The sequence below is a fragment of the Niallia sp. FSL W8-0635 genome, from assembly GCF_038007965.1.
In the GTDB taxonomy this organism is placed as follows: Bacteria; Bacillota; Bacilli; order Bacillales; family Cytobacillaceae; genus Niallia.
In genome coordinates this window covers 3,533,764-3,553,927 of record NZ_JBBOYD010000001.1, presented here as the reverse complement: position 1 = coordinate 3,553,927, position 20,164 = coordinate 3,533,764, and the positions used below count along the sequence as shown (strand labels likewise).

Here is a 20,164-nt window from a genome sequence, read left to right as displayed (position 1 = left end):
AAAAAAAGGAAAGAATAAGCAATAAATGCTGTATCTTTCCTTTTTTTTAACTGCTATTCCAAATTAGCATGTTTTCCATACATTTTATTGGAATCTAATTCTTTTAATTCCATGTATTTTAAAATCACACTATCCAAGACGATTAGGAGTAATTGTTCAAACATAGAACCCATTGGCTGTATGCTCTTTGCTTCTTCATTGCCTCTATCTTTTGGTGAACCAGGGATTTTAATAACTTGATCCGCTAATTTACCAACAGTTGAATCAGGAGAAATAGTAAGAGCGGTAATATTTCCACCAATACTTTTTGCTTTTTCCACTATAGTAATGATACTTTTCGTTTCGCCAGATCCGGTTCCTACGATAAGAAGATCATCTTTTTCATAAGTAGCGGTAACCGTTTCTCCCACAACATAGGCATCAATTCCCATATGCATCATTCGCATTGCAAATGATTTAAGCATAAATCCAGAACGACCAGCGCCATAAACAAATACTTTATTGGCAGTAAGAATACGTTCGACGAGTTTTTCTAAGTCATCATTAGCAATGAGTGTCCCAGCCTGAGATAGCTCTTGGATAACACGATCAAGGTAATCAGTTGTTTTCATTGATTTATCCTTGAGCAATTAGTTCTTTAAATTTAGAAGCAGCTTCGCTTAAGTTTTCTTGGCTAGTGATTCCTCCACCAACGATTACTAAATCTGGTTGTGCTGCAATAACTTCAGGCAATGTATCAAATTTAATTCCACCTGCAACAGCAGTTTTTGCATTTTTTACAACACTTTTAATAGCTTTTAAATCTTCAAAAGAGTTTTTCCCAACTGCTTGTAAATCATAACCAGTATGAACACAAATGTAATCTACACCAAATGCATCTAATTCTTGTGCACGGGCTTTAATATCTTTTACAGCAATCATGTCCACAAGAATTTCTTTGCCATGTTTTTTTGCTTCTGCTACAGCACCTTTAATAGACTCATCTTCTGCTACTGCTAAAATAGTAACAATATCAGCACCAGCATTAACTGCTTGGCTAACTTCATATCCAGCTGCATCCATAATTTTTAAGTCAGCTAAAAAAGATACGTTAGGGAATGCTTCTTTCAGTTGTTTAACTGCATGAAGTCCTTCGTTAATTACAACCGGTGTTCCAATTTCCACGATATCTACATGTTGCTCAACCTGTGATACTACCTCGATTGCTTGCGGGATATTTACTAAATCTAATGCTAATTGTAATTTCATTTTGTTTTGCTCCTTTTCGTTTTTTCGTTATATATTGTGTTATGCTGTGTTGAAATATGTTTAATTTCTGTACAATCGTTATTATACGTTTTATAATCCATGTAAGTAAGTACGCACTTTATTTTTATATAGTGCCTAAAAGTATACTAAGTGAATTTTGGATGAAGGAGGTTTTTTGATGGAACGAATGGCTGGCAAAGAATTCAATTGTGAGAAAGAGCTAACTTTAAGCATAATAGGCGGAAAATGGAAAATGCTCATTCTCTGGCATCTGGGAAAGGAAGGAACAAAGCGATTTGGTGAATTAAAGGCTTTGATACCTGGGATAACGCAACGTATGCTTGTCAATCAATTACGTGAATTAGAAAATGACTATATTGTAAAAAGAGTTGTCTACCCTGTTGTGCCACCAAAAGTGGAATATTCCTTAACAAAGGAAGGCGAATCTCTGATGCCAATTTTAGATGCTATGTATAGTTGGGGACGAAATTATATGGACACTGTGCTAGAGAATCCTCCAGTTATAAAGGAACTAGAGTCATTGGATAAATAAATTTTATATATAAAAGAAAATCCTCCTTGTGAGGTTTTTTTTGGTAGATTGGATATTAAAGCTGATTTGGAAAGAGTGTAATGCCCTCTCTGAGCCCGAAAAGCAAAAGATAAAGAAGAAAAGGTAATAGAGGAATCGTCTCAAAGCCCAATTCGACAAAAAAGTCCTCCAAAAGTTAACGGAGATGGCCTTGCAAAACATCTTTTTTTAAAAGCATCAATTCCTCTAAATGTAATTTTTTATTGATATAAAACATTTCCTATGGTATATTCAACATATGTTGATGCAATCGTTTGCACAAAAGAAGCAAATTAAGCTGCAAAATTTTTTAAAATAAAATGATAACGTTTACTATAAGTGTTGAAAAGGATGGAGGTGCAATCATGGCAGTAACTATTAAAGATGTTGGTAAATTAGCAAATGTTTCTCCTTCTACAGTTTCAAGAGTCCTTGCAAATCATCCTAAAATAAGTGATGAAACAAAGCGTAAAGTTCGAGAAGCAATGGAGGAATTAGGATATCATCCGAATCTTCAAGCAAGAAGTTTGGTAGTTAAGAGCACAAAAACGATTGGGATTGTTATGCCGAACTCAACGGAAAGAGTATTGGAAAACCCGTTTTTTCCAGAAGTATTAAGAGGAATATGTTTAGAAGCAAGAAAAAGCCAGTTTGGTATTTATTTAACGACTGGAGCAACAGAAGAGGAAATATTACAAGAAGTCATAGAGATGGTTCAGGGCAAAAGAGTGGATGGAATCATTCTTTTATATAGTAAAACAAATGACCAGATTATGGATTATCTTTTGCAAAAAAAATTCCCGTTTACTGTCATTGGTAGACCGTATCAGAATGCCGAAAGAATTACGTTTGTGGACAATGATAATGTGTTTATTACGAAACAAATTACGGAGCATTTAATACGGCTAGGACATAAAAAAATCGCTTTTATTGGTGCAAACATGGAAATGGTTTTTACCATTGATCGTTTAAAAGGCTTTAAACAAGCATTGAAAGAAAATGAAATTGCTTATCAAAAGGAATTAATTGTATATGATAAGGAATTAACTGGACGAACGAAAGAAAAGCTCGCTGAAATATTGAATATGGAGAATCGACCGTCAGCACTTGTTGTCTCCGATGATTTTATCGCTATTGAATTAATTAGCTATGCAGAGGAACTTTCTATATCTATTCCAGAAGATTTATCGATTGTAGCCTTTAACAATATTTCAACCGGTAAGTATATGAAGCCTTCGTTGACAAGTGTTGATATTAATATTTTTCAGCTTGGTGTCGAAGCAACGAAATGTTTACTAGATGATATTACGTATCCGAATTCTGTAACGAAGCGGATAACAGTGCCAGCAAAAATGGTGGAACGAAACTCTTGTTGTCAAGTAGCGGAGTATTACAAGCTCTAAAGTGGTAATAAAACAGAAACTAGATGTAGAAAGGAAGAAATATAGTGACGCAAAAGTGGTGGAAAGAAGCAGTAGCTTATCAGATTTATCCTAGAAGTTTCATGGATTCCAATGGAGATGGGATTGGGGATCTAAAGGGAATCATTACAAAGTTAGATTATTTAAAAGAACTTGGAATTGATTGCATATGGATTTGCCCAATGTATAAGTCTCCAAATGATGATAATGGTTATGATATTAGTGATTATCAGGATATTATGGATGAGTTTGGTACAATGGATGACTTTGATTTACTTTTATATGAAGTTCATCAACGTGGAATGAAGCTAATTATTGATTTAGTTATTAATCATACTAGTGATGAACATGAATGGTTTGTGGAATCTCGTTCTTCTCTCGATAATCCGAAAAGAGATTGGTATATATGGAGAGATGGAGTTGACGGAAAGGAGCCAAATAACTGGGAAAGTATTTTCGGAGGCTCTGCATGGAAGCTTGACGAAGCAACAGGACAGTATTTTATGCATATTTTCTCTACAAGACAACCGGATTTAAATTGGGAAAATGAAGATGTAAGAAAAGCTTTATACGATATGATTAATTGGTGGTTAGATAAAGGAATAGATGGTTTCCGAATTGATGCGATTAGCCATATTAAAAAAGAAGAAGGATTAAAAGATATGGATAATCCTTTAGGCTTAGACTATGTACCTTCTTTTGATAAACATATGAATGTCGAGGGAATTCAAACATTTTTAGAAGAGTTAAAGGAAGAGACATTTGCTAAATATGACATTATGACTGTCGGAGAAGCGAATGGCGTTAAAGTAGAAGAAGCAGAGCTTTGGGTTGGAGAAACAAAAGGGAAATTTAATATGGTCTTCCAATTTGAACATCTTGATTTATGGGATAATGAAAAAAATTATGGCGTAGATGTCATGGAACTGAAGCAAGTATTAAATAAATGGCAAAAAGGCTTAGAAAATAAAGGGTGGAATGCTCTATTTATCGAAAACCATGATAAAGCAAGATCTGTTTCCACATGGGGGAATGATAAGGAATACTGGCAGGAAAGTGCGAAGGCATTTGGCATGATGTATTTCTTTATGCAAGGAACTCCGTTTATTTATCAAGGGCAAGAAATCGGAATGACAAATGTTCAATTTCCAACGATTGAGGAATATGATGATGTGGCAACGAAAAATCTTTATAACCTGAAACGTGGAGAAGGCTTTAGTCATAAGGATATAATGGAAATTATATGGTCTTCTAGCCGTGATAATTCTAGAACGCCAATGCAATGGTCAAGCGAGGCTTATGCAGGTTTCTCTAAAAATACTCCATGGATGGGAATCAATCCTAACTATTTAGACATTAATGTAGAAAATCAAAAGAAAGATCCAGATTCTATTTATCATTTTTATAAGAAGATGATAGAGTTGAAAAAATCAGGCCCTATTTTAACCTATGGAACGTTTGATTTAGTAGATGAGGATAATAAACAAGTATTTGCATATACTCGAACGCTAGATGATAAGAAAATGGTGATTGTATCTAATTTATCAGCAGAAGAGGCAGTATTTGAAAATCGTGTTGTAGAATTAGAGCATGAAAATCTATTGTTAGCGAATTATGAAGTAGAAGAACATGAGCCAACTACAACTATTACATTGAAACCGTATGAAGCAAGATTGTATACATGTAAGTAATTTTCTAATTTATTGTAAAGGGGCTTCCAAAAAGTCAGATAACTGGCAAATTGGAAGCCTCTTTTTTATAATAAAGCGTTTTGTGAAATAACACTCCATTTTACCCTTCTAACTGAATCACTGCCATCGTACACCGCGAGATGCAAATTAATTTTTCTTGTTCATTTACTATTTTTATCTCATATACCATACTAGATTTTCCTTGATGAATGACGTTGGCTGTTGCTGTTACGATTCCTTCTTTAACAGAGCGGATATGATTTGCATTTATTTCTTGTCCAAAAACAGCCTGCTTATTAACATCAACAAGATTTGCAGCTCCAACGCTTGCAGCAGTTTCTGCTAGAGCAACGGAAGCACCGCCATGAAGGTAGCCAAATGGCTGCTTTGTTCTAGCATCTACTGGCATTGTTGCAATGCATGTACCGTTCTTATCTACCTCGACTATTTGGATTCCTAAACTTTCCATAAGCGTATTTTTCATTGAGATGTTTGGAAACATAATCTTATTCTCCGTTTACTTTTTTCCTTATTATAGCATAGAGAAGCTTTGATGTTAGCTATCACTAGGCTTCACCCTTAGTTGTGGAATAAAGGATAAGGTTAGTTCCTTTATCTTTTTAGAATGAAAATTTTTTGTTGACATAAAAATAACAATAAAGTTAAAATGTTTAATAGTTAAGTTATTTAACTAAATGGATAAGAGGTGACTATTATTAATCGAACAGATATAAATAAAATAATTGATCGATATGTCAGTATAAATTTTTCAGTTAATCGTAAATTTGATCAGCTAATAAGGCAGGAAATTGGCGATGTTCTTACAACAGAGCAGCATTTTACGATGCGTCATATAAACAAAGTGGAAGTCTGTACATCTACGGAGCTTGCGACTGTCTTCGGTGTAAAGAAAAGTGCTATTACGCCCATTATCAATCGCCTAGTTGAAAAGGGATGGGTGGAAAGAACAAGAGATGAAAAGGATAGGCGTGTCATATATTTAACGTTAACATCTGAAGGAAAAGTGACTTTTAGCGAAATGGAGAAAAAAATCCAAAGTGTAATTGAATCTGTCATCTCGAAATTTGATTATACTGAAATTCAAAATTTCTTAGACACATATGCGAAATTAGATGGACTGATTGAGGGAAATAAGGATAAAGGTTGGAGGGAAGAAAGTGAATGCTATTTTAAAAGGTAAATGGTTTATTCTTGGAGTATGGGTTATTGCTATAGTCGGTTTATTTATGATAGCTCCAAATATGGGAGATTTAGTGAAGGAAAAAGGTCAGATTACTATTCCTGATGAGTACTCCTCTTCCCAAGCAGGAAAAATTCTGGATGAAATTCAAAATCAGAAAAATGTAGGGGAGCAGTCCACTGTAGCACTTGTCTTTCATAATGATAAGAAGTTGTCCGAAAACGATATAAAGGAAGCAGAAAAAGCGGTTGAAGCATTAGAAGCAAACAAAGAAGAGCTTGGAATTACAGATATTCTTTCTTCTTTTAATAATAAAAATCTTGAAGAGCAATTGGTTTCAGAAGATGGAAAAACGATACTTACTTCCTTAACGATAAGCTGGAATGGCCGAGAAGCAGATGAAGTAAGTGATGCATTATATAAAACAATAGAAAAATATGATGTGGATCACTTTTATACGAGCAATTGGATGATTGATCAAGATTTAGTTAATAGTTCTCAAGAAGGGTTAAAGAAAACGGAAGGGATAACAGTTGTCTTCATTCTCGCTGTGCTATTAATAGTATTTAGATCAGTTATTGCACCATTTATTCCTTTAATCACAGTAGGTGTAACCTATTTAGCATCTCAGTCCATCGTGTCGATTCTAGTGGATAAATTTGATTTTCCGATTTCCACTTATACGCAAATCTTCTTAGTGGCTGTTCTCTTTGGGATAGGAACAGATTATTGCATCCTGCTATTAAGTAGATTTAAAGAGGAAATGATGCATAGGGAAAGTATTTGGGAGTCGATCGTAGAGACGTACAAGAATGCAGGGAGAACCGTATTTTTTAGTGGGATTGCTGTAATGATTGGGTTTGCTGCAATTGGATTTTCAAAATTTGTGCTTTATCAATCTGCTTCTGCAGTAGCGGTTGGAGTAGCTATTTTATTAATTGCCTTGTTCACGGTGGTACCAATTTTTATGCTACTGCTAGGTAATAAATTATTTTGGCCGTCTAAAGGGTCAGCTGAGCATGGAGATAGTAAGATTTGGGCAATAGCAGGTAATTTCTCCTTAAAAAGACCGTTATTGTCCTTACTAGTTGTCGCATGTATCTGTGTGCCTTTCCTTGTCACATATGATGGAGATCTTTCTTTTAATTCCTTAGAAGAAATTAGTGATGATTATTCGTCTATTAAAGCATTTAATGCAATTGCTGACAGTTTTGGTCCAGGAGAATCGATGGCAACAACTGTTATCATCAAAAATGATGATGAATTAGACACGATTGAATATTTATCTTTAGCAGATTCTATTACTAATGAATTATCCAAGGTAGATTTGGTAGATAAAGTACGTTCTGTAACAAGACCAATGGGAGAATCGATTGAAGATCTTTATATTTCTAAGCAAGCAGAGGTATTAGAAGAGGGCTTGGATCAAGGAAAAGAAGGAATTGATCAAATTAGTGAAGGACTACACAGTGCAGGAGATGAGCTGCAAAAATCAGGACCACAGCTAAATGAAGCCGCAGATGGAATCAATGGACTCATACAAGGAACAAATGATGTAAAATCTGGTTTAGGAGAAATTCAAACCAATTTGAAAAAAATTGAAGATGGAATTCGATTAGGGGCTACTGGATCCGACCAAATAAAAGCAGGATTACAAGAAGCAAAAACAGGTGCGGAGGCATTATTAACAGCCCATAAAGATCTACAAGGTGGCTATGAGAAGGTAGAAACCAATTTATCTACGATTCTCGAGGAATATCAAAAAATTAGTTTAGGGTTAGAGCAATTAGCAAGTGGTCTAAATAAAGTTCCAGAAGAAACATTTGGTTATCTAGAAAATAAATATACTGGATTAGCTAATGAACAAGGTTATGTAGGCATTAAATCTGGATTTTTAGGAGCGCAGCAACAATTGCCAGCCATTAGTTCTGGTGTGAATAAACTAAATGCAGGTCTAACTGAACTTCAATCAGGAATTAGCTTAGCAAATGATGGTTATGCAGAAATAGTAAAAAATCAAAGCAATCTAACGACTGGATTACAACAATTAATTGATGCTATCGAACAACAACAAAAGGGATTAGGACAATTAGCAGAAGGCCAAGGGCAAATCGTTGCCAATATGCCTAAATTAACGAACGGATTAAGTAGTATCAATGAGGGACAAAAGCAATTATTGGATGGTTTTAGTGACATTGGCGGACAGCTTGGCCAATTAACAGATGGACTAACACAAAGTGCAGAAGGCTTAGATCAAGTTTCCGATGGATTAGGTTCTGCTACAGATTATTTATCTGGTTTATCCAAGAATGAAACAAATAGCTTCTACATTCCTGAAGATGTATTAAAGAGCGATGAATTTAAGGAAGCGTTAGATACGTATTTATCTCCAAATAATAAAATAATGACTTTTGACGTTATATTTGCGGATAATCCTTATTCTAATGAAGCAATCGATCAAATTGATACGATTAAGGATAGTGTGGAGCGTATAACTAAAGGGACGAAGCTAGAAAATGCAGAAGTTGCTGTTTCGGGAATTACCAGTACCAATGCAGACCTTCGAACGATGTCAAATGCAGATTATACTAATACTGTTATTTGGATGATGATTGGAATTTCCATTGTATTAATCTTTTTATTCCGTTCCATTATTATGCCAGCCTATATTATTGGCTCATTAATTTTAACGTTCTACACGGCACTTGGAATTAATGAAGCGATTTATGTCAATATGCTTGGCTATTCTGGAATCAGCTGGGCAGTACCATTTTTTGGATTTGTAATTTTAGTGGCTTTAGGTGTGGATTATAGTATTTTCCTTATGGATCGTTTCAATGAATATAAGGATTTGACAATAAAAGAAGCGATGCTAGAAGCGATGAAGAAGATGGGAACTGTGATTATCTCAGCAGCGATTATTTTAGGTGGGACATTCGCAGCGATGATGCCATCGGGAATGCTTTCCTTATTGCAAATAGCTAGTATAGTCTTGGTTGGATTATTCTTATATGCATTTATTATCTTGCCATTGCTTATCCCTGTACTTGTAAAGAATTTTGGAGAAGCAAACTGGTGGCCATTTAAGCGAGTAAAAGACTAAAAAAAGCTGGGACATAAGTATTCCATCCATTAATAAACCCGAATAACCGTACGGTAGTTCCGTATGATTGTTCGGGTTTATTTTGGTTTATAAAAGGCTGTTTCAGTAAAAATGGTGTTATTATCCGCAGCCTGAATACACTTCGCTTTCCATGGGGCGAGCGCCGAGCCTCCTCGTCACTACGTTCCTGCGGGGTCTCGGACTTTCTCGCAGCTCCCATAGGAGTCTACGTGTATTCAGGCTGCTCCATTTTTCTTACTAATTTATTTTTTCTTGGAAAAATGATTAGTTTTTACACATGACTATATTTAAAAACATAAATAACCAGTATGATAAAGTAGCCTTTATTTAAGCTCTAAATTATAGATTGTTCGTCTGTACAGATTGGCTATTTAGTTTTGTCCCAGCCTTTTATTACTCAATAGATTTTTCATTAGAATCATTTAATTTACTGTGCTTATAACCATATGCAATATAAATAATTAATCCAATTACTAGCCAAACGGCGAAGCCCTTCCAAGTGAAGGTGCTTAGCTGGAGCATTAAATAAACGCAAAAGATAACAGCTAGCCCTGGGATAAATGGTACGAAAGGTGTTTTAAAACCACGTTGCAGGTCTGGTTGGGTATAGCGTAATACAACAACACCAAGTGAAACCATAGTAAAAGCAAATAATGTTCCGATATTTGTTAGTTCTGCTAAACGATCTAGTGGCACAAAGCCTGCAAATATAGCTACTAAAGCGGATGTTATCCATGTACTGACAATAGGAACTTGGGTTTTCTTACTAACCTTTTGCATAGATTTTGGAAGCAAACCATCTTTACTAATTGCATAAAAAAGGCGAGTTTGTCCAAACATCATTACCATGAGTACGGTAGTGATACCGATGATTGCACCAAGCGAAACAAAACCAGCTACCCAATTTTGATTTATATAGCTAAGAGCAAAGGCAACAGGATCTTTTACATTTAATTGATGATAAGGAACAATTCCTGTTAGAATAAGCGATACAATAATGTAGAGTACGGTACAAATAGCTAAAGCTGAAATTATCCCAATAGGTAGATTTCTTTGTGGATTTTTCACTTCTTCTGCGGCTGTGGAAACAGCATCAAAGCCGAAATAAGCAAAAATAACAACAGCTGCACCTGTCGTAATACCAGAAAAACCAAATGGTGTAAATGGTACCCAATTATCTGGTTTTACATACCAAACACCAACAAATATAAAGAGTAAAACGACTGCTAATTTAATAAATACCATAATGATATTCCATTTAGAGGATTCTTGAATTCCTCTCGTTAATAAAAGTGTAATAATAAAGACGATAATAATGGCAGGGACATCAATAAATGTACCATTTGCAGGGTTAAAAGCACTTGTCATAAAGGTAGGCAAATGAATGCCAAAACCTGATAATAGGCTTTGGAAATAGCCTGACCAGCCACTGGCCACAGCTGCAGAAGCAAGTCCATATTCCAATACTAAATCCCATCCTAAAATCCAAGCAATTACTTCTCCAAATGCTACATAGCTATAAGTATAGGCACTACCGGACTGTGGAATCATTGATGCAAACTCCGAATAGCATAAAGCAGCAAAAGTACAAGCTAGGCCGGCAATGATAAAGGAAAGAATAAGAGCTGGTCCTGCATATTTAGCCGCAGCAACACCAGTCAATACGAAAATTCCAGTACCAACTATTGCACCGACTCCTAACATCGTTAAATCAAATGCGCCGAGTACACGATTTAGCGAGGTGCTTGTACTTGAAGTTACTGCCTTTTTTCTAAAGATTTTCATGTAAACCTCCTGATGATAAAAAATTGCGAAAATTATATAAAAATATCGACCGTATAAAAAAACGACTTTCCTATTTTACTAATTATCATATAGACTGTAAAGAAAGATTTTTCTAAAAAATATAGAAATTTATTCCTTTCTGTTACAATTTCGTGAAAATCAAATGCTAAAATATAGGGTGGTACTAGCAATACTCAAAGAGAATCAACGTCATAAAAAATTCAATCGTTTTTTCTTGTTATTTTTCTTTAATGGATTGATAATGAAGGATGAAAGAAAATTTCATATTAGTTAGGCATTTTAAATCGTCAGGGGTCTTTTGTGTGGAAACATTGGTGCAATTTTTTCAAAAAAGAGGGGTAAAAAGATTTTTTATTTTGTTTTTAATTGGTTTGTGCCTTTATTTTGTTCGAAGTATGATAAATCTGCTTTTATTTACTTTTATTTTTTCCTTTTTAATGGATAGACTTGTTCAGTTTTTTACAAGTAAGTTTGCCATAAAACGGACAATTGCTGTTATCTTGCTCTATTTTTCCGTTTTATCGCTACTTATATATGGAATTTCCACCTATTTGCCTGTTGTCATTCAGCAAATTTCTGTATTAGTTATTCAAATTACAGATTTTTATATGCAACCACATGATAATGTTGTATTAAATTTTATCGTTAACATAATTAATAATTTAAGTATTACTACTTATTTGCATCAGGGTTTCAGCTTTATATTTAAGTATTTTACAAATATATGGGGAAATCTTCTGCAAGTGTTTATGGCAATTGTGCTTAGCTTATTTTTTCTATTAGAAAAGGATCGATTGCGATTATTTGCGATTCGTTTCCATACTAGCAAAATAGCGCCGATTTATTTTGAATGTATGTATTTCGGAAAGAAATTTGTTGCTACTTTTGGAAAAGTAATTGAAGCACAATTTATTATTGCAATCATTAATTGCCTTTTAACGACAACTTCTTTATATTTCCTAGGCTTTCCTCAATTATTTGGCTTAGGCATTATGATTTTTTTGCTTGGGCTTATACCAGTGGCAGGAGTCATTATTTCTTTCATCCCATTATGCATTATTGGCTACACCGTTGGAGGAATAACCCATGTCATTTCGGTTGTTGTCTTAATTATGGTTATTCATTCGATTGAGGCATATATTTTAAATCCAAAGTTAATGTCTTCTAAGACTGATTTGCCAGTATTTTTCACATTTATTGTTCTTATATTTTCTGAGCACTTCTTTGGAGTCTGGGGTTTAATTGTAGGGATTCCTATTTTCATATTTTTGCTGGATATATTAGAAGTGAAGAGCGATAAAAAATGATTGAAGCATGGGGAAATAAATGAACGAAAAAAGTCATCTCAAAAATGAGATGACCTTTTTCGTTCATGAATAACTACCAACTGTTTTTATAAGAATACCACGATAATAATAACGGCAATAATAATGCGGTAAATTGCAAATGGTGTTAATTTTATTCGATCAATTAACTTTAAGAAGAATCGAATGGAAATTAATGCAAAAATAAACGCACTGATAAAGCCAACAATAAAGAATGGAAGAGAAGCTGATGTGATATATTCCCAATTGTTTAATAAAGAAATAAAGCTTGCTCCAGCCATAATCGGAACAGCCATGATAAATGTAAAATCAGCTGCAACACGATGGCTTAGTCCCATAAGTACTCCACCAGATATCGTTGATCCAGATCTTGAAAACCCTGGCCATAAGGCAATACATTGAAATAATCCAATGAAAAATGCTTGTTTATTTGTAATTTGGTCCAAAGAAGTCGTTGTTGGTTTCTTTTTCTTTTGTGTGTAATCTGCGATAATCATCAAAATGGCACCGACAATCAAAGCATACACAACTGTTTCAAAATTAAATAGATGCTCATCTATGTAATCATCAAAAAGGAGTCCTAAAACACCTGCTGGAATCAATCCGATAAGAACTTGTACTAGGCTTAATTTATGCCCGGTTACTTTTTCACCATTAATCGTTTTTTTCAAACCTAGAATATTTAGGAAGCGATCTTTGAAGATGATGACTACTGCTAAAATCGATCCTAATTGAATTACTACTTTAAAGGTATTTGCTACTTCAGGTGAAAAAATTTCTCCTGATTTTAACCATAAATCATCAACAAGTATCATATGTCCTGTTGATGAAACAGGTGCAAATTCAGTTAAACCTTCTACTATGCCTAAAATAAAGGCAACTATTAATTCCCATAATTTATCCAAGCCTTTTTCACTCCTATTTATCAATTAATATAAAAATTATATTTTTTGCGGAAAAACATACACCCAACTATCATATCAAATATTTAGCAAAAGCTGAATGCTATGTGAGGTAAAATTTCTGCTATTAAAATTTTTACATAGAGTATAACGTAGAAATTGTTTCGTGAGTTTCACTAATTTTCCCAAAGTTCCTTCAGGTTAAAATGCTTAATAATCGGAATGAAGGTATACTTAGGAGAGTAAATATAGAGGGGGAGAGAATGATATGGCTCAAAAAGGAATTCTATCTCTTGGTGATGCGTTTATTGATTTTGTTTCACGAACAAGTGATAATAACAGCTTTGATAGAAATTTAGGTGGAGCTTCTGTTAATGTTGCTGTACATATAAGTAGATTTGGTATTCCAAGCTTTTATATTACAAAGTTAGGGATTGAAGAAGATAGCAAATTTGTGGAAGAGGAGATGCAAAAGGAACAAATAAATTTGGATGATAGTGTTCGTACATCAACAAAGAAAATTTCTAATGTTTTTGTCCATCTTGATGCATTTGGAGAAAGGCATTTTCATAATTACGAAAATGAAACTCCAGATGAAGTCGTATTGGAAACAGACATTAAAGGAGAATCTTTTGAAAATAAATCTATTTTCTATTTCGGATCTGGGACACTTTTTCATCCACATGCAAGAGCAGCAACAAAAAAAGCAATAAGCTTAGCAAAGGAAGAAGGGCTGTTAATTGCTTTTGATGCGAACATTCGGCTGAAACGATGGAATAGGGAAGAGGAATGCAGACAGGTGATTAGGGAGCTTTTGCCTCTTGTTGATGTTCTAAAGTTATCAGAAGAAGAGCTTTGTTTTCTAATGGAGGTAGATACAGTGGAGCAAGGGATGGAACAGCTGGCAAATTTCCATATGCCATTTCAGCTTGTTACACTAGGAGAAAAAGGAGCTATTGGACAATTGTTTGACCAAGAAAAAGTGCATGTACCTGCCGAGGCAGTGAAAGTTTTAGATACTAATGGCTCAGGCGACGCATTTATGGCAGCTATTCTATCTTATATACACGAAAAGGGATTTCCTCATACGAAAGAAGAGATGGTGAATTATATAGGACATGCGAATAAGCTAGGCGCAATGGTGGCAACTAAAAAGGGTTCCCTGCCTACCCTGTATAATTATCAAACACTTGTTCTTTAAGAAAAAAACAAAAGCATCTTACATAGAAGGAACAATCAGCATTATGGCAGAATTCTAATGTAAGGATGCTTTTTTGTAACTTTTTTAAGTCTAAAGACGTAGATAAAAATAATCCAAGAGTTTGTTTCAAGTATTAGATATTCTTTATATGATAGAACAGAGGATTTGAAAAAGGTTTTGTTGCAAAATGAACTAATGAGGATATGGAACTGTGTGTGAAATCCATTGCAGAAATAGCTTAAATTAGTTCTGTACAAAGAGATTGAAAATTGCGAATTTAATAAAGGAGGGATGTTTGAGTGACGGAACAAAAAGTCTATATTATTTTAACGGATACAGGAACTTTATTCACACGTTGTATTAAATTATTTACAAGAAAGCCCCATAATCATGCATCTATTTCCTTTGATCCGCAATTAAAGGAAGTGTATAGTTTTGGGAGAAGGAGACCTAGAAATCCCTTTATCGGCGGCTTTGTGAAAGAAAATGTACAACATGATTTTTTTCGAAAAAGTCGTTGCATCATTTATTCGATCTCCGTGACGGAGACACAATATGAAAAGATGAAAAGTAAGATTGAACAGATGGAGAAGGAACAAAGAAATTATCGTTACAATCTTATTGGACTATTATTTATTTTGTTTAAGATACCCTATAACCGAGAGAATGCTTATTTTTGTTCTCAATTTGTCGCCTCGATTTTACATGAAAGTGGTGTATTATTTTTTAATAAACCACCATGTTTAATAACACCGTATGATTTATTAGACGAATACAATATGCAAAGAGTTTATGAAGGGAGATTACATCAATATCCCCATGTTTTTATGAGAACAGCAGTATAAGGCTATTATTTTTTATTTATAACATAACAGATTCATTTAACCTAGAAGAAAGCTAGGTAGTAATAGGGAGTTAATTCCTTAATAATTCCGATGGATGAAAAACGATTAATTAAATCTTAAATAATAGATTTTTTATATAAATGGAAAAAAGTGACCGTTTAAATGGTCGCTTTTTTTGGTATGAAATGGATATATCACTATTGGTTAAAGTCAGAACTTTTGGTGAAAATAAAAGTTAGAATGAAAGCTTTGACAAAGGCAATTCCATATAATATGATAGCAATTGCTGACAAATCTTATCGGAATTAGGAGGATTAAGATGAAAAAATTAAGTATATTGTTTAGTTTATTACTAAGTTTCACAATTGTTTTGTCTGCATGTGGGAGTAAATCAGACAATGAATCAAATGATTCTGCAGATAAAAATGATAACAAAACAGATCTATTAGCGCAAATAAAAGAAAATGGGAAATTAGTAGTTGGTACGGAAGGTACATATCCTCCCTTTACTTTTCATGATGATTCAGGGAAATTAACTGGATTTGATATAGAAATTGCACAAGAAGTTGCAAAACATTTAGGTGTGGAAGCTGAATTTATGGAGACACAGTGGGATGCCATGTTTGCTGGTCTTGATGCTAAGCGATTTGATATGGTTGCAAACCAAGTAGGGATAAGAGCAGATCGACAAGAAAAGTACTCTTTCTCTGATCCGTATATTTCATCTGCTGCTGTTCTTATCACAAGAGAAGATTCAGATGTAAAAAGCTTTGAGGACATTAAAGGATTAAAGTCTGCACAGTCTCTAACAAGTAATTACGCAGAAATCGCAAAAGATAACGGTGCAGAAATCGTTGGAGTTGATGGATTTAATCAAGCGATTGAATTATTGAACGCAAAACGAGTTGATATTACGATTAATGATAAATTATCTTTCTTAGATTTTAAAAAGCAAAAGCCTGATGCAAAAGCTGTGATTGCAGATACTGCTGAAGATGTGTCTCAAAGTGGTTTAATGTTTAGACAAGGAAATGATACGCTAGTAGAAGCGGTAAACAAGGCCTTACAAGAAATGATTGATGATGGTACGTATAAATCAATATCGGAGAAATGGTTCGGAGAAGATGTACTTAAATAGTATTTTCACAGACCCAGAAGCATTTCAGCGATATTACGATATTGCAGTTAGTTCCCTTCTCCCTTTGGTGAAGGGGGCTATTTTATATACGATACCACTATCAATTATTTCCTTTATCATTGGGATAATCCTTGCTGTATTAACCGCTTTAGCTAGATTATCAAGTATTAAAATTCTGCAAATCATTGCGGGAATTTATGTTTCCATCATTCGAGGAACACCATTACTTGTGCAGCTTTTCATTATTTTTTACGGATTACCGAATATTGGTATCATCCTCGAACCGTTTGTAGCAGCAATTATTGGTTTTTCCTTAAGCGTTGGAGCTTATGGATCAGAAATAGTCAGAGGATCCATTCTAAGTATTCCGAAAGGTCAATGGGAAGCTGGATATTCCATTGGCATGAGCTATGTCCAAAATTTAAAAAGAATTATATTGCCGCAAGCTGCACGTGTTTCGATTCCGCCATTGTCTAATACATTTATAAGTTTAATTAAGGATTCATCTCTAGCAGCTTTAATCTTAGTGACAGAAATGTTTCGAAAGGCACAAGAAATAGCGAGCACGAACTATGAATTTTTATTGCTTTATTCAGAGGTTGCTCTCTTGTATTGGCTTATTTGTTTTCCTCTTTCTATTATTCAACAGAGTCTGGAAAATCGATTCGGACGTCACTTGAATAAATAAAACGACACTTCCATTAAGAAGTTCAAAAATCGATATAGAAAGGAGAGAATAGCATGATTTCAATCAAGGGATTATCTAAGCATTTTGGTGATTTACAAGTATTAAAGGACATAAATCTAGAAGTAGAAAAAGGCAAAGTAATTGTCGTAATTGGACCATCTGGATCAGGGAAAACAACAATGCTACGTTGTTTGAATATACTGGAAACACCAACGGCAGGTCATATTACGATTGAGAAAAAACAATTAGATTTTTCGAAAAAAGTGACGAAAAAGGCAGTAACAGATTTTCGAAAATTAACGGGAATGGTTTTTCAAAGCTATAATCTTTTCCCACATAAAACAGCGATTGAAAATGTGATGGAAGGTCCCATTACGGTGAAGAAGCAATCGAAGGAAAATGCAAGAAAAAAGGCTGCTGATTTATTGAATAAAGTTGGCCTCGGTGATAAAATCGATTACTATCCATTTCAATTGTCAGGTGGTCAGCAACAGCGTGTCGGTATTGCACGGGCACTAGCGATGGAACCAGAAGTGATGTTATTTGATGAACCGACTTCCGCATTAGACCCTGAGCTTGTTGGGGAAGTGTTGAAGGTAATAAAAGAACTAGCAAATGAAGGAATGACAATGATTGTTGTCACGCATGAGATGAAATTTGCGCGCGAAGTAGCAGACGAGGTTATTTTCATGGATGGTGGCTATATTGTGGAAAAAGGAACACCTCATGATATCTTTTCTACACCACAAGAAGCAAGAACGCGACAATTTCTGCAATTAATTCAATAAAAAAATGAGTTGCAAAGGAATCTTTGGTAAAGATCTTCCTTAGCAACTCAAAACAAAAGGGGGAATTACACTTTGTAGTATCATTGTGGTCCCCTTTTTCTTTTTTTATACATAAAAATTAAATTTTTTTGCTGGATTCTAAATGTTTGTAACGTATTCTATAAAACAGCTACTTTTTGAATTTACATGAGTTCTTTTAAACGAAGAATATTATTGTTCATCATGAATTTTCTTATGAATGACTTCCTCTTCTAATAAATTGAAGAAAGCAACAGCTATTCCTGAAATAAACGAAGCAAAGGTGTAAACGGATAAACCAGTCATAGCATAGAAAAGAAACGTCGTGAAGATAGTCAACAAGCAGCAATAGATAATCAAGTTTACATATACGGGGTTTTTCATTTCGAACCTTCTTTCCGCTATTCATATATTTTAGTATATGTAGAGAATAATAAATATACTACCGCTAAAGGATGATTGCCCTTTTTTATGGATAAAGGGGATAAGCCCTCACTCATTTTACAAAAAAGCATATTTAATAAGTATAAGGAATAGCTTGTATCACCTTCTAAAGAAGCTGAATACACAGTCATATTCTTTATACCGTAACCCCATAACCTCCTCTCACTTTGGGCATAGCCGTTCGTTGGGCTATGCCTCTTTTTTATTAATAAACGATTGTTTAAAATTGCTTAAAACAGTGTTTTTTTGTAAAATAGGTATAAACAACTATTTGTTTTGAGAAAATTTCATTAACTTACAAATTTATGCTTCTTTAGTCATATTTGCAAAAGAAGTGTAAGCAAAAAAGTTAGATGTTAATAAAAAATGATAGGTGTTAAGAACTATAAAGAGGTCAGGAAGGTATTTTTATATGAAGAAAAGAACCATTTTTCGTAGTTTGCGAACAAAGATGATTGTCATAATATTTTTTGCTACATTATTTAGTACCATGATTTCGTTTAAGCTTCATGAACTTATTCTCGAAGCAGGAGTTTTCCCGGAAGCATTTAGTATTTTTGTAAATACGATTATTAATCTAGTGTTTGTAACGGTTATTGTCGCATTATTTACGCGACGAATAATAATAACTCCACTTAAAAAATTATTGAATTTTACGAAGAAAATTACAGAAGGCAATTTAGATATAGAGATTAAAAAGACATCGAATGATGAAATCGGTCAATTAACAGATGAGTTTATTTTAATGAAAGAATTTATTAGTAACTTAGTTCAGAAAGTAAATGAAACATCAGAACAAATTAACTCATCTGCCGAAAAATTAACGGCTAATACGGTAGAAACAAGCTATGTATCGGAGCAAATTTCTTCTGCCATTCAAAGTGTTGCTGCAGGTTCTGAAGAGCAAACAAAAGGAATGGAATTCATTGTTGATTCGGTAGCAGTTGTTAATAGCGAAATAAAAGATATTGCAAAAAATACAGAAGAAATGGTAAAAAGCACAAATAATACAGTGTTGAAGGCAAAAGAAGGACAAGAAGTAGTGGATAATACGGTAACACAAATGAGCTTAATCCAAAATTCTGTGATAGAATCGAATGACTCCATTGTATTATTACAGGCACGCTCTCAAGAAATTGGTCAATTTCTAAAAGTTATAACAGAAATAGCTGATCAGACAAATCTATTGGCATTAAATGCAGCTATTGAGGCAGCAAGAGCTGGTGAGGCTGGTAAAGGTTTTGCAGTAGTAGCCGAAGAAGTAAGAAAATTAGCCGAACAATCCAATCAGTCTGCTAAGCAAATTGCTGTTTTAGTTAATGAAATTCAAAAAGATACCCTTTCTTCTGTAAAAACAATGAAAAGAGTAACAGAGGAAGTAAAAGACGGGATTAATATTACAAATGACACAAAGGAAAAGTTTACTGTTATTTCAGATTCTATGTTATCAATGAGCAGTCAAATGGAAAATATTCTAGAGGCTGCCAATAAGATTTCAACGAATATTGTAGAGGTGGCAGGATCTGTGGATCAAGTTACTGGTATCGCAAAGGAAAATAGTCAAAATTCCATGAGTGTATCAGAAGCATCCCAAGAACAGTTGGCAGCAATTGAAGAAATTACGTCATCTACTAAATCCTTAGCCAAAATTGCTGATGACTTAGTGGAATTAACAAAAACGATACATGTACATTAATTAAAGGATAAGGAAGCTTATTAATTCAGTCTACGGAATACTAGCAACAAAGTTTAC

Annotated in this window: 18 protein-coding genes; 12 read left to right on the top strand and 6 right to left on the bottom strand. The window is 34.2% G+C overall.

The window, feature by feature from the left end:
• Positions 1-53: 53 nt before the first annotated feature.
• Positions 54-611, bottom strand: a complete 558-nt coding sequence (gene hxlB / locus NYE52_RS17195) for a 6-phospho-3-hexuloisomerase (RefSeq protein ID WP_341194168.1) — start codon at positions 609-611, stop codon at positions 54-56.
• A 4-nt stretch (positions 612-615) separates the two neighbouring features.
• Positions 616-1,248 carry a 3-hexulose-6-phosphate synthase gene (hxlA, locus tag NYE52_RS17190; RefSeq protein WP_235248229.1) on the bottom strand — a complete coding sequence of 211 codons (633 nt, stop codon included), beginning with the start codon at positions 1,246-1,248 and terminating at the stop codon, positions 616-618.
• Positions 1,249-1,426: 178 nt separating this feature from the next.
• Between hxlA and NYE52_RS17185 the strand changes: the two genes are divergently transcribed.
• The 3 genes from NYE52_RS17185 (at position 1,427) to NYE52_RS17175 (ending at position 4,931) form a co-directional block, all read left to right on the top strand.
• Complete coding sequence (locus NYE52_RS17185) at positions 1,427-1,801, top strand: winged helix-turn-helix transcriptional regulator (RefSeq protein WP_235248221.1); 375 nt, start codon at positions 1,427-1,429, stop codon at positions 1,799-1,801.
• Between the two features lie 383 nt (positions 1,802-2,184).
• Positions 2,185-3,222 carry a LacI family DNA-binding transcriptional regulator gene (locus NYE52_RS17180; RefSeq protein ID WP_341194167.1) on the top strand — a complete coding sequence of 346 codons (1,038 nt, stop codon included), beginning with the start codon at positions 2,185-2,187 and terminating at the stop codon, positions 3,220-3,222.
• Positions 3,223-3,266: 44 nt separating this feature from the next.
• A complete protein-coding gene (locus NYE52_RS17175) occupies positions 3,267-4,931 on the top strand; it encodes a glycoside hydrolase family 13 protein (protein WP_341194166.1) in 1,665 nt (554 codons plus the stop codon).
• Positions 4,932-5,031: 100 nt separating this feature from the next.
• Here the strand turns inward: NYE52_RS17175 and NYE52_RS17170 are convergent, their stop codons facing one another.
• A complete protein-coding gene (locus NYE52_RS17170; protein ID WP_341194165.1) occupies positions 5,032-5,433 on the bottom strand; it encodes a hotdog fold thioesterase in 402 nt (133 codons plus the stop codon).
• 204 nt (positions 5,434-5,637) lie between these two features.
• Between NYE52_RS17170 and NYE52_RS17165 the strand changes: the two genes are divergently transcribed.
• Together NYE52_RS17165 and NYE52_RS17160 are read left to right on the top strand one after the other, a co-directional pair.
• Entirely contained in the window at positions 5,638-6,132 is a 495-nt protein-coding gene (locus NYE52_RS17165) for a MarR family winged helix-turn-helix transcriptional regulator (protein ID WP_341194164.1), read from the top strand.
• A complete protein-coding gene (locus NYE52_RS17160) occupies positions 6,110-9,235 on the top strand; it encodes an MMPL family transporter (protein ID WP_341194163.1) in 3,126 nt (1,041 codons plus the stop codon). Before NYE52_RS17165 ends, NYE52_RS17160 begins: the two co-directional genes overlap by 23 nt.
• Before the next feature lie 414 nt (positions 9,236-9,649).
• Here the strand turns inward: NYE52_RS17160 and NYE52_RS17155 are convergent, their stop codons facing one another.
• Complete coding sequence (locus tag NYE52_RS17155; protein WP_341194162.1) at positions 9,650-11,041, bottom strand: amino acid permease; 1,392 nt, start codon at positions 11,039-11,041, stop codon at positions 9,650-9,652.
• Between the two features lie 323 nt (positions 11,042-11,364).
• On the opposite strand from NYE52_RS17155, the gene NYE52_RS17150 reads away from it, so the two are divergent.
• Positions 11,365-12,369 carry an AI-2E family transporter gene (locus tag NYE52_RS17150; protein WP_341194161.1) on the top strand — a complete coding sequence of 335 codons (1,005 nt, stop codon included), beginning with the start codon at positions 11,365-11,367 and terminating at the stop codon, positions 12,367-12,369.
• Positions 12,370-12,455: 86 nt separating this feature from the next.
• On the opposite strand, the gene NYE52_RS17145 is transcribed toward NYE52_RS17150, so the two are convergent.
• Positions 12,456-13,292 carry an undecaprenyl-diphosphate phosphatase gene (locus tag NYE52_RS17145; protein ID WP_341194160.1) on the bottom strand — a complete coding sequence of 279 codons (837 nt, stop codon included), beginning with the start codon at positions 13,290-13,292 and terminating at the stop codon, positions 12,456-12,458.
• Between the two features lie 265 nt (positions 13,293-13,557).
• On the opposite strand from NYE52_RS17145, the gene NYE52_RS17140 reads away from it, so the two are divergent.
• The 5 genes from NYE52_RS17140 to NYE52_RS17120 all read left to right on the top strand — a co-directional run bounded on the left by NYE52_RS17140 (position 13,558) and on the right by NYE52_RS17120 (position 17,949).
• On the top strand, positions 13,558-14,490 hold the full coding sequence (locus tag NYE52_RS17140) for a carbohydrate kinase family protein (RefSeq protein WP_341194159.1): 933 nt from the start codon (positions 13,558-13,560) through the stop codon (positions 14,488-14,490).
• Between the two features lie 299 nt (positions 14,491-14,789).
• Positions 14,790-15,335 (top strand): hypothetical protein, encoded by a 546-nt coding sequence (locus tag NYE52_RS17135; RefSeq protein WP_341194158.1) that lies wholly within the window; start codon positions 14,790-14,792, stop codon positions 15,333-15,335.
• A gap of 319 nt (positions 15,336-15,654) precedes the next feature.
• Entirely contained in the window at positions 15,655-16,473 is an 819-nt protein-coding gene (locus NYE52_RS17130) for an amino acid ABC transporter substrate-binding protein (RefSeq protein WP_341194157.1), read from the top strand.
• Positions 16,460-17,161, top strand: a complete 702-nt coding sequence (locus tag NYE52_RS17125; RefSeq protein WP_341195217.1) for an amino acid ABC transporter permease — start codon at positions 16,460-16,462, stop codon at positions 17,159-17,161. The genes NYE52_RS17130 and NYE52_RS17125 overlap by 14 nt, the downstream gene beginning before the upstream one ends.
• A gap of 53 nt (positions 17,162-17,214) precedes the next feature.
• Positions 17,215-17,949 carry an amino acid ABC transporter ATP-binding protein gene (locus NYE52_RS17120; RefSeq protein WP_341194156.1) on the top strand — a complete coding sequence of 245 codons (735 nt, stop codon included), beginning with the start codon at positions 17,215-17,217 and terminating at the stop codon, positions 17,947-17,949.
• A gap of 210 nt (positions 17,950-18,159) precedes the next feature.
• On the opposite strand, the gene NYE52_RS17115 is transcribed toward NYE52_RS17120, so the two are convergent.
• Complete coding sequence (locus NYE52_RS17115; protein WP_341194155.1) at positions 18,160-18,351, bottom strand: hypothetical protein; 192 nt, start codon at positions 18,349-18,351, stop codon at positions 18,160-18,162.
• 472 nt (positions 18,352-18,823) lie between these two features.
• Between NYE52_RS17115 and NYE52_RS17110 the strand changes: the two genes are divergently transcribed.
• A complete protein-coding gene (locus tag NYE52_RS17110; protein WP_341194154.1) occupies positions 18,824-20,107 on the top strand; it encodes a methyl-accepting chemotaxis protein in 1,284 nt (427 codons plus the stop codon).
• Positions 20,108-20,164 lie beyond the last annotated feature (57 nt).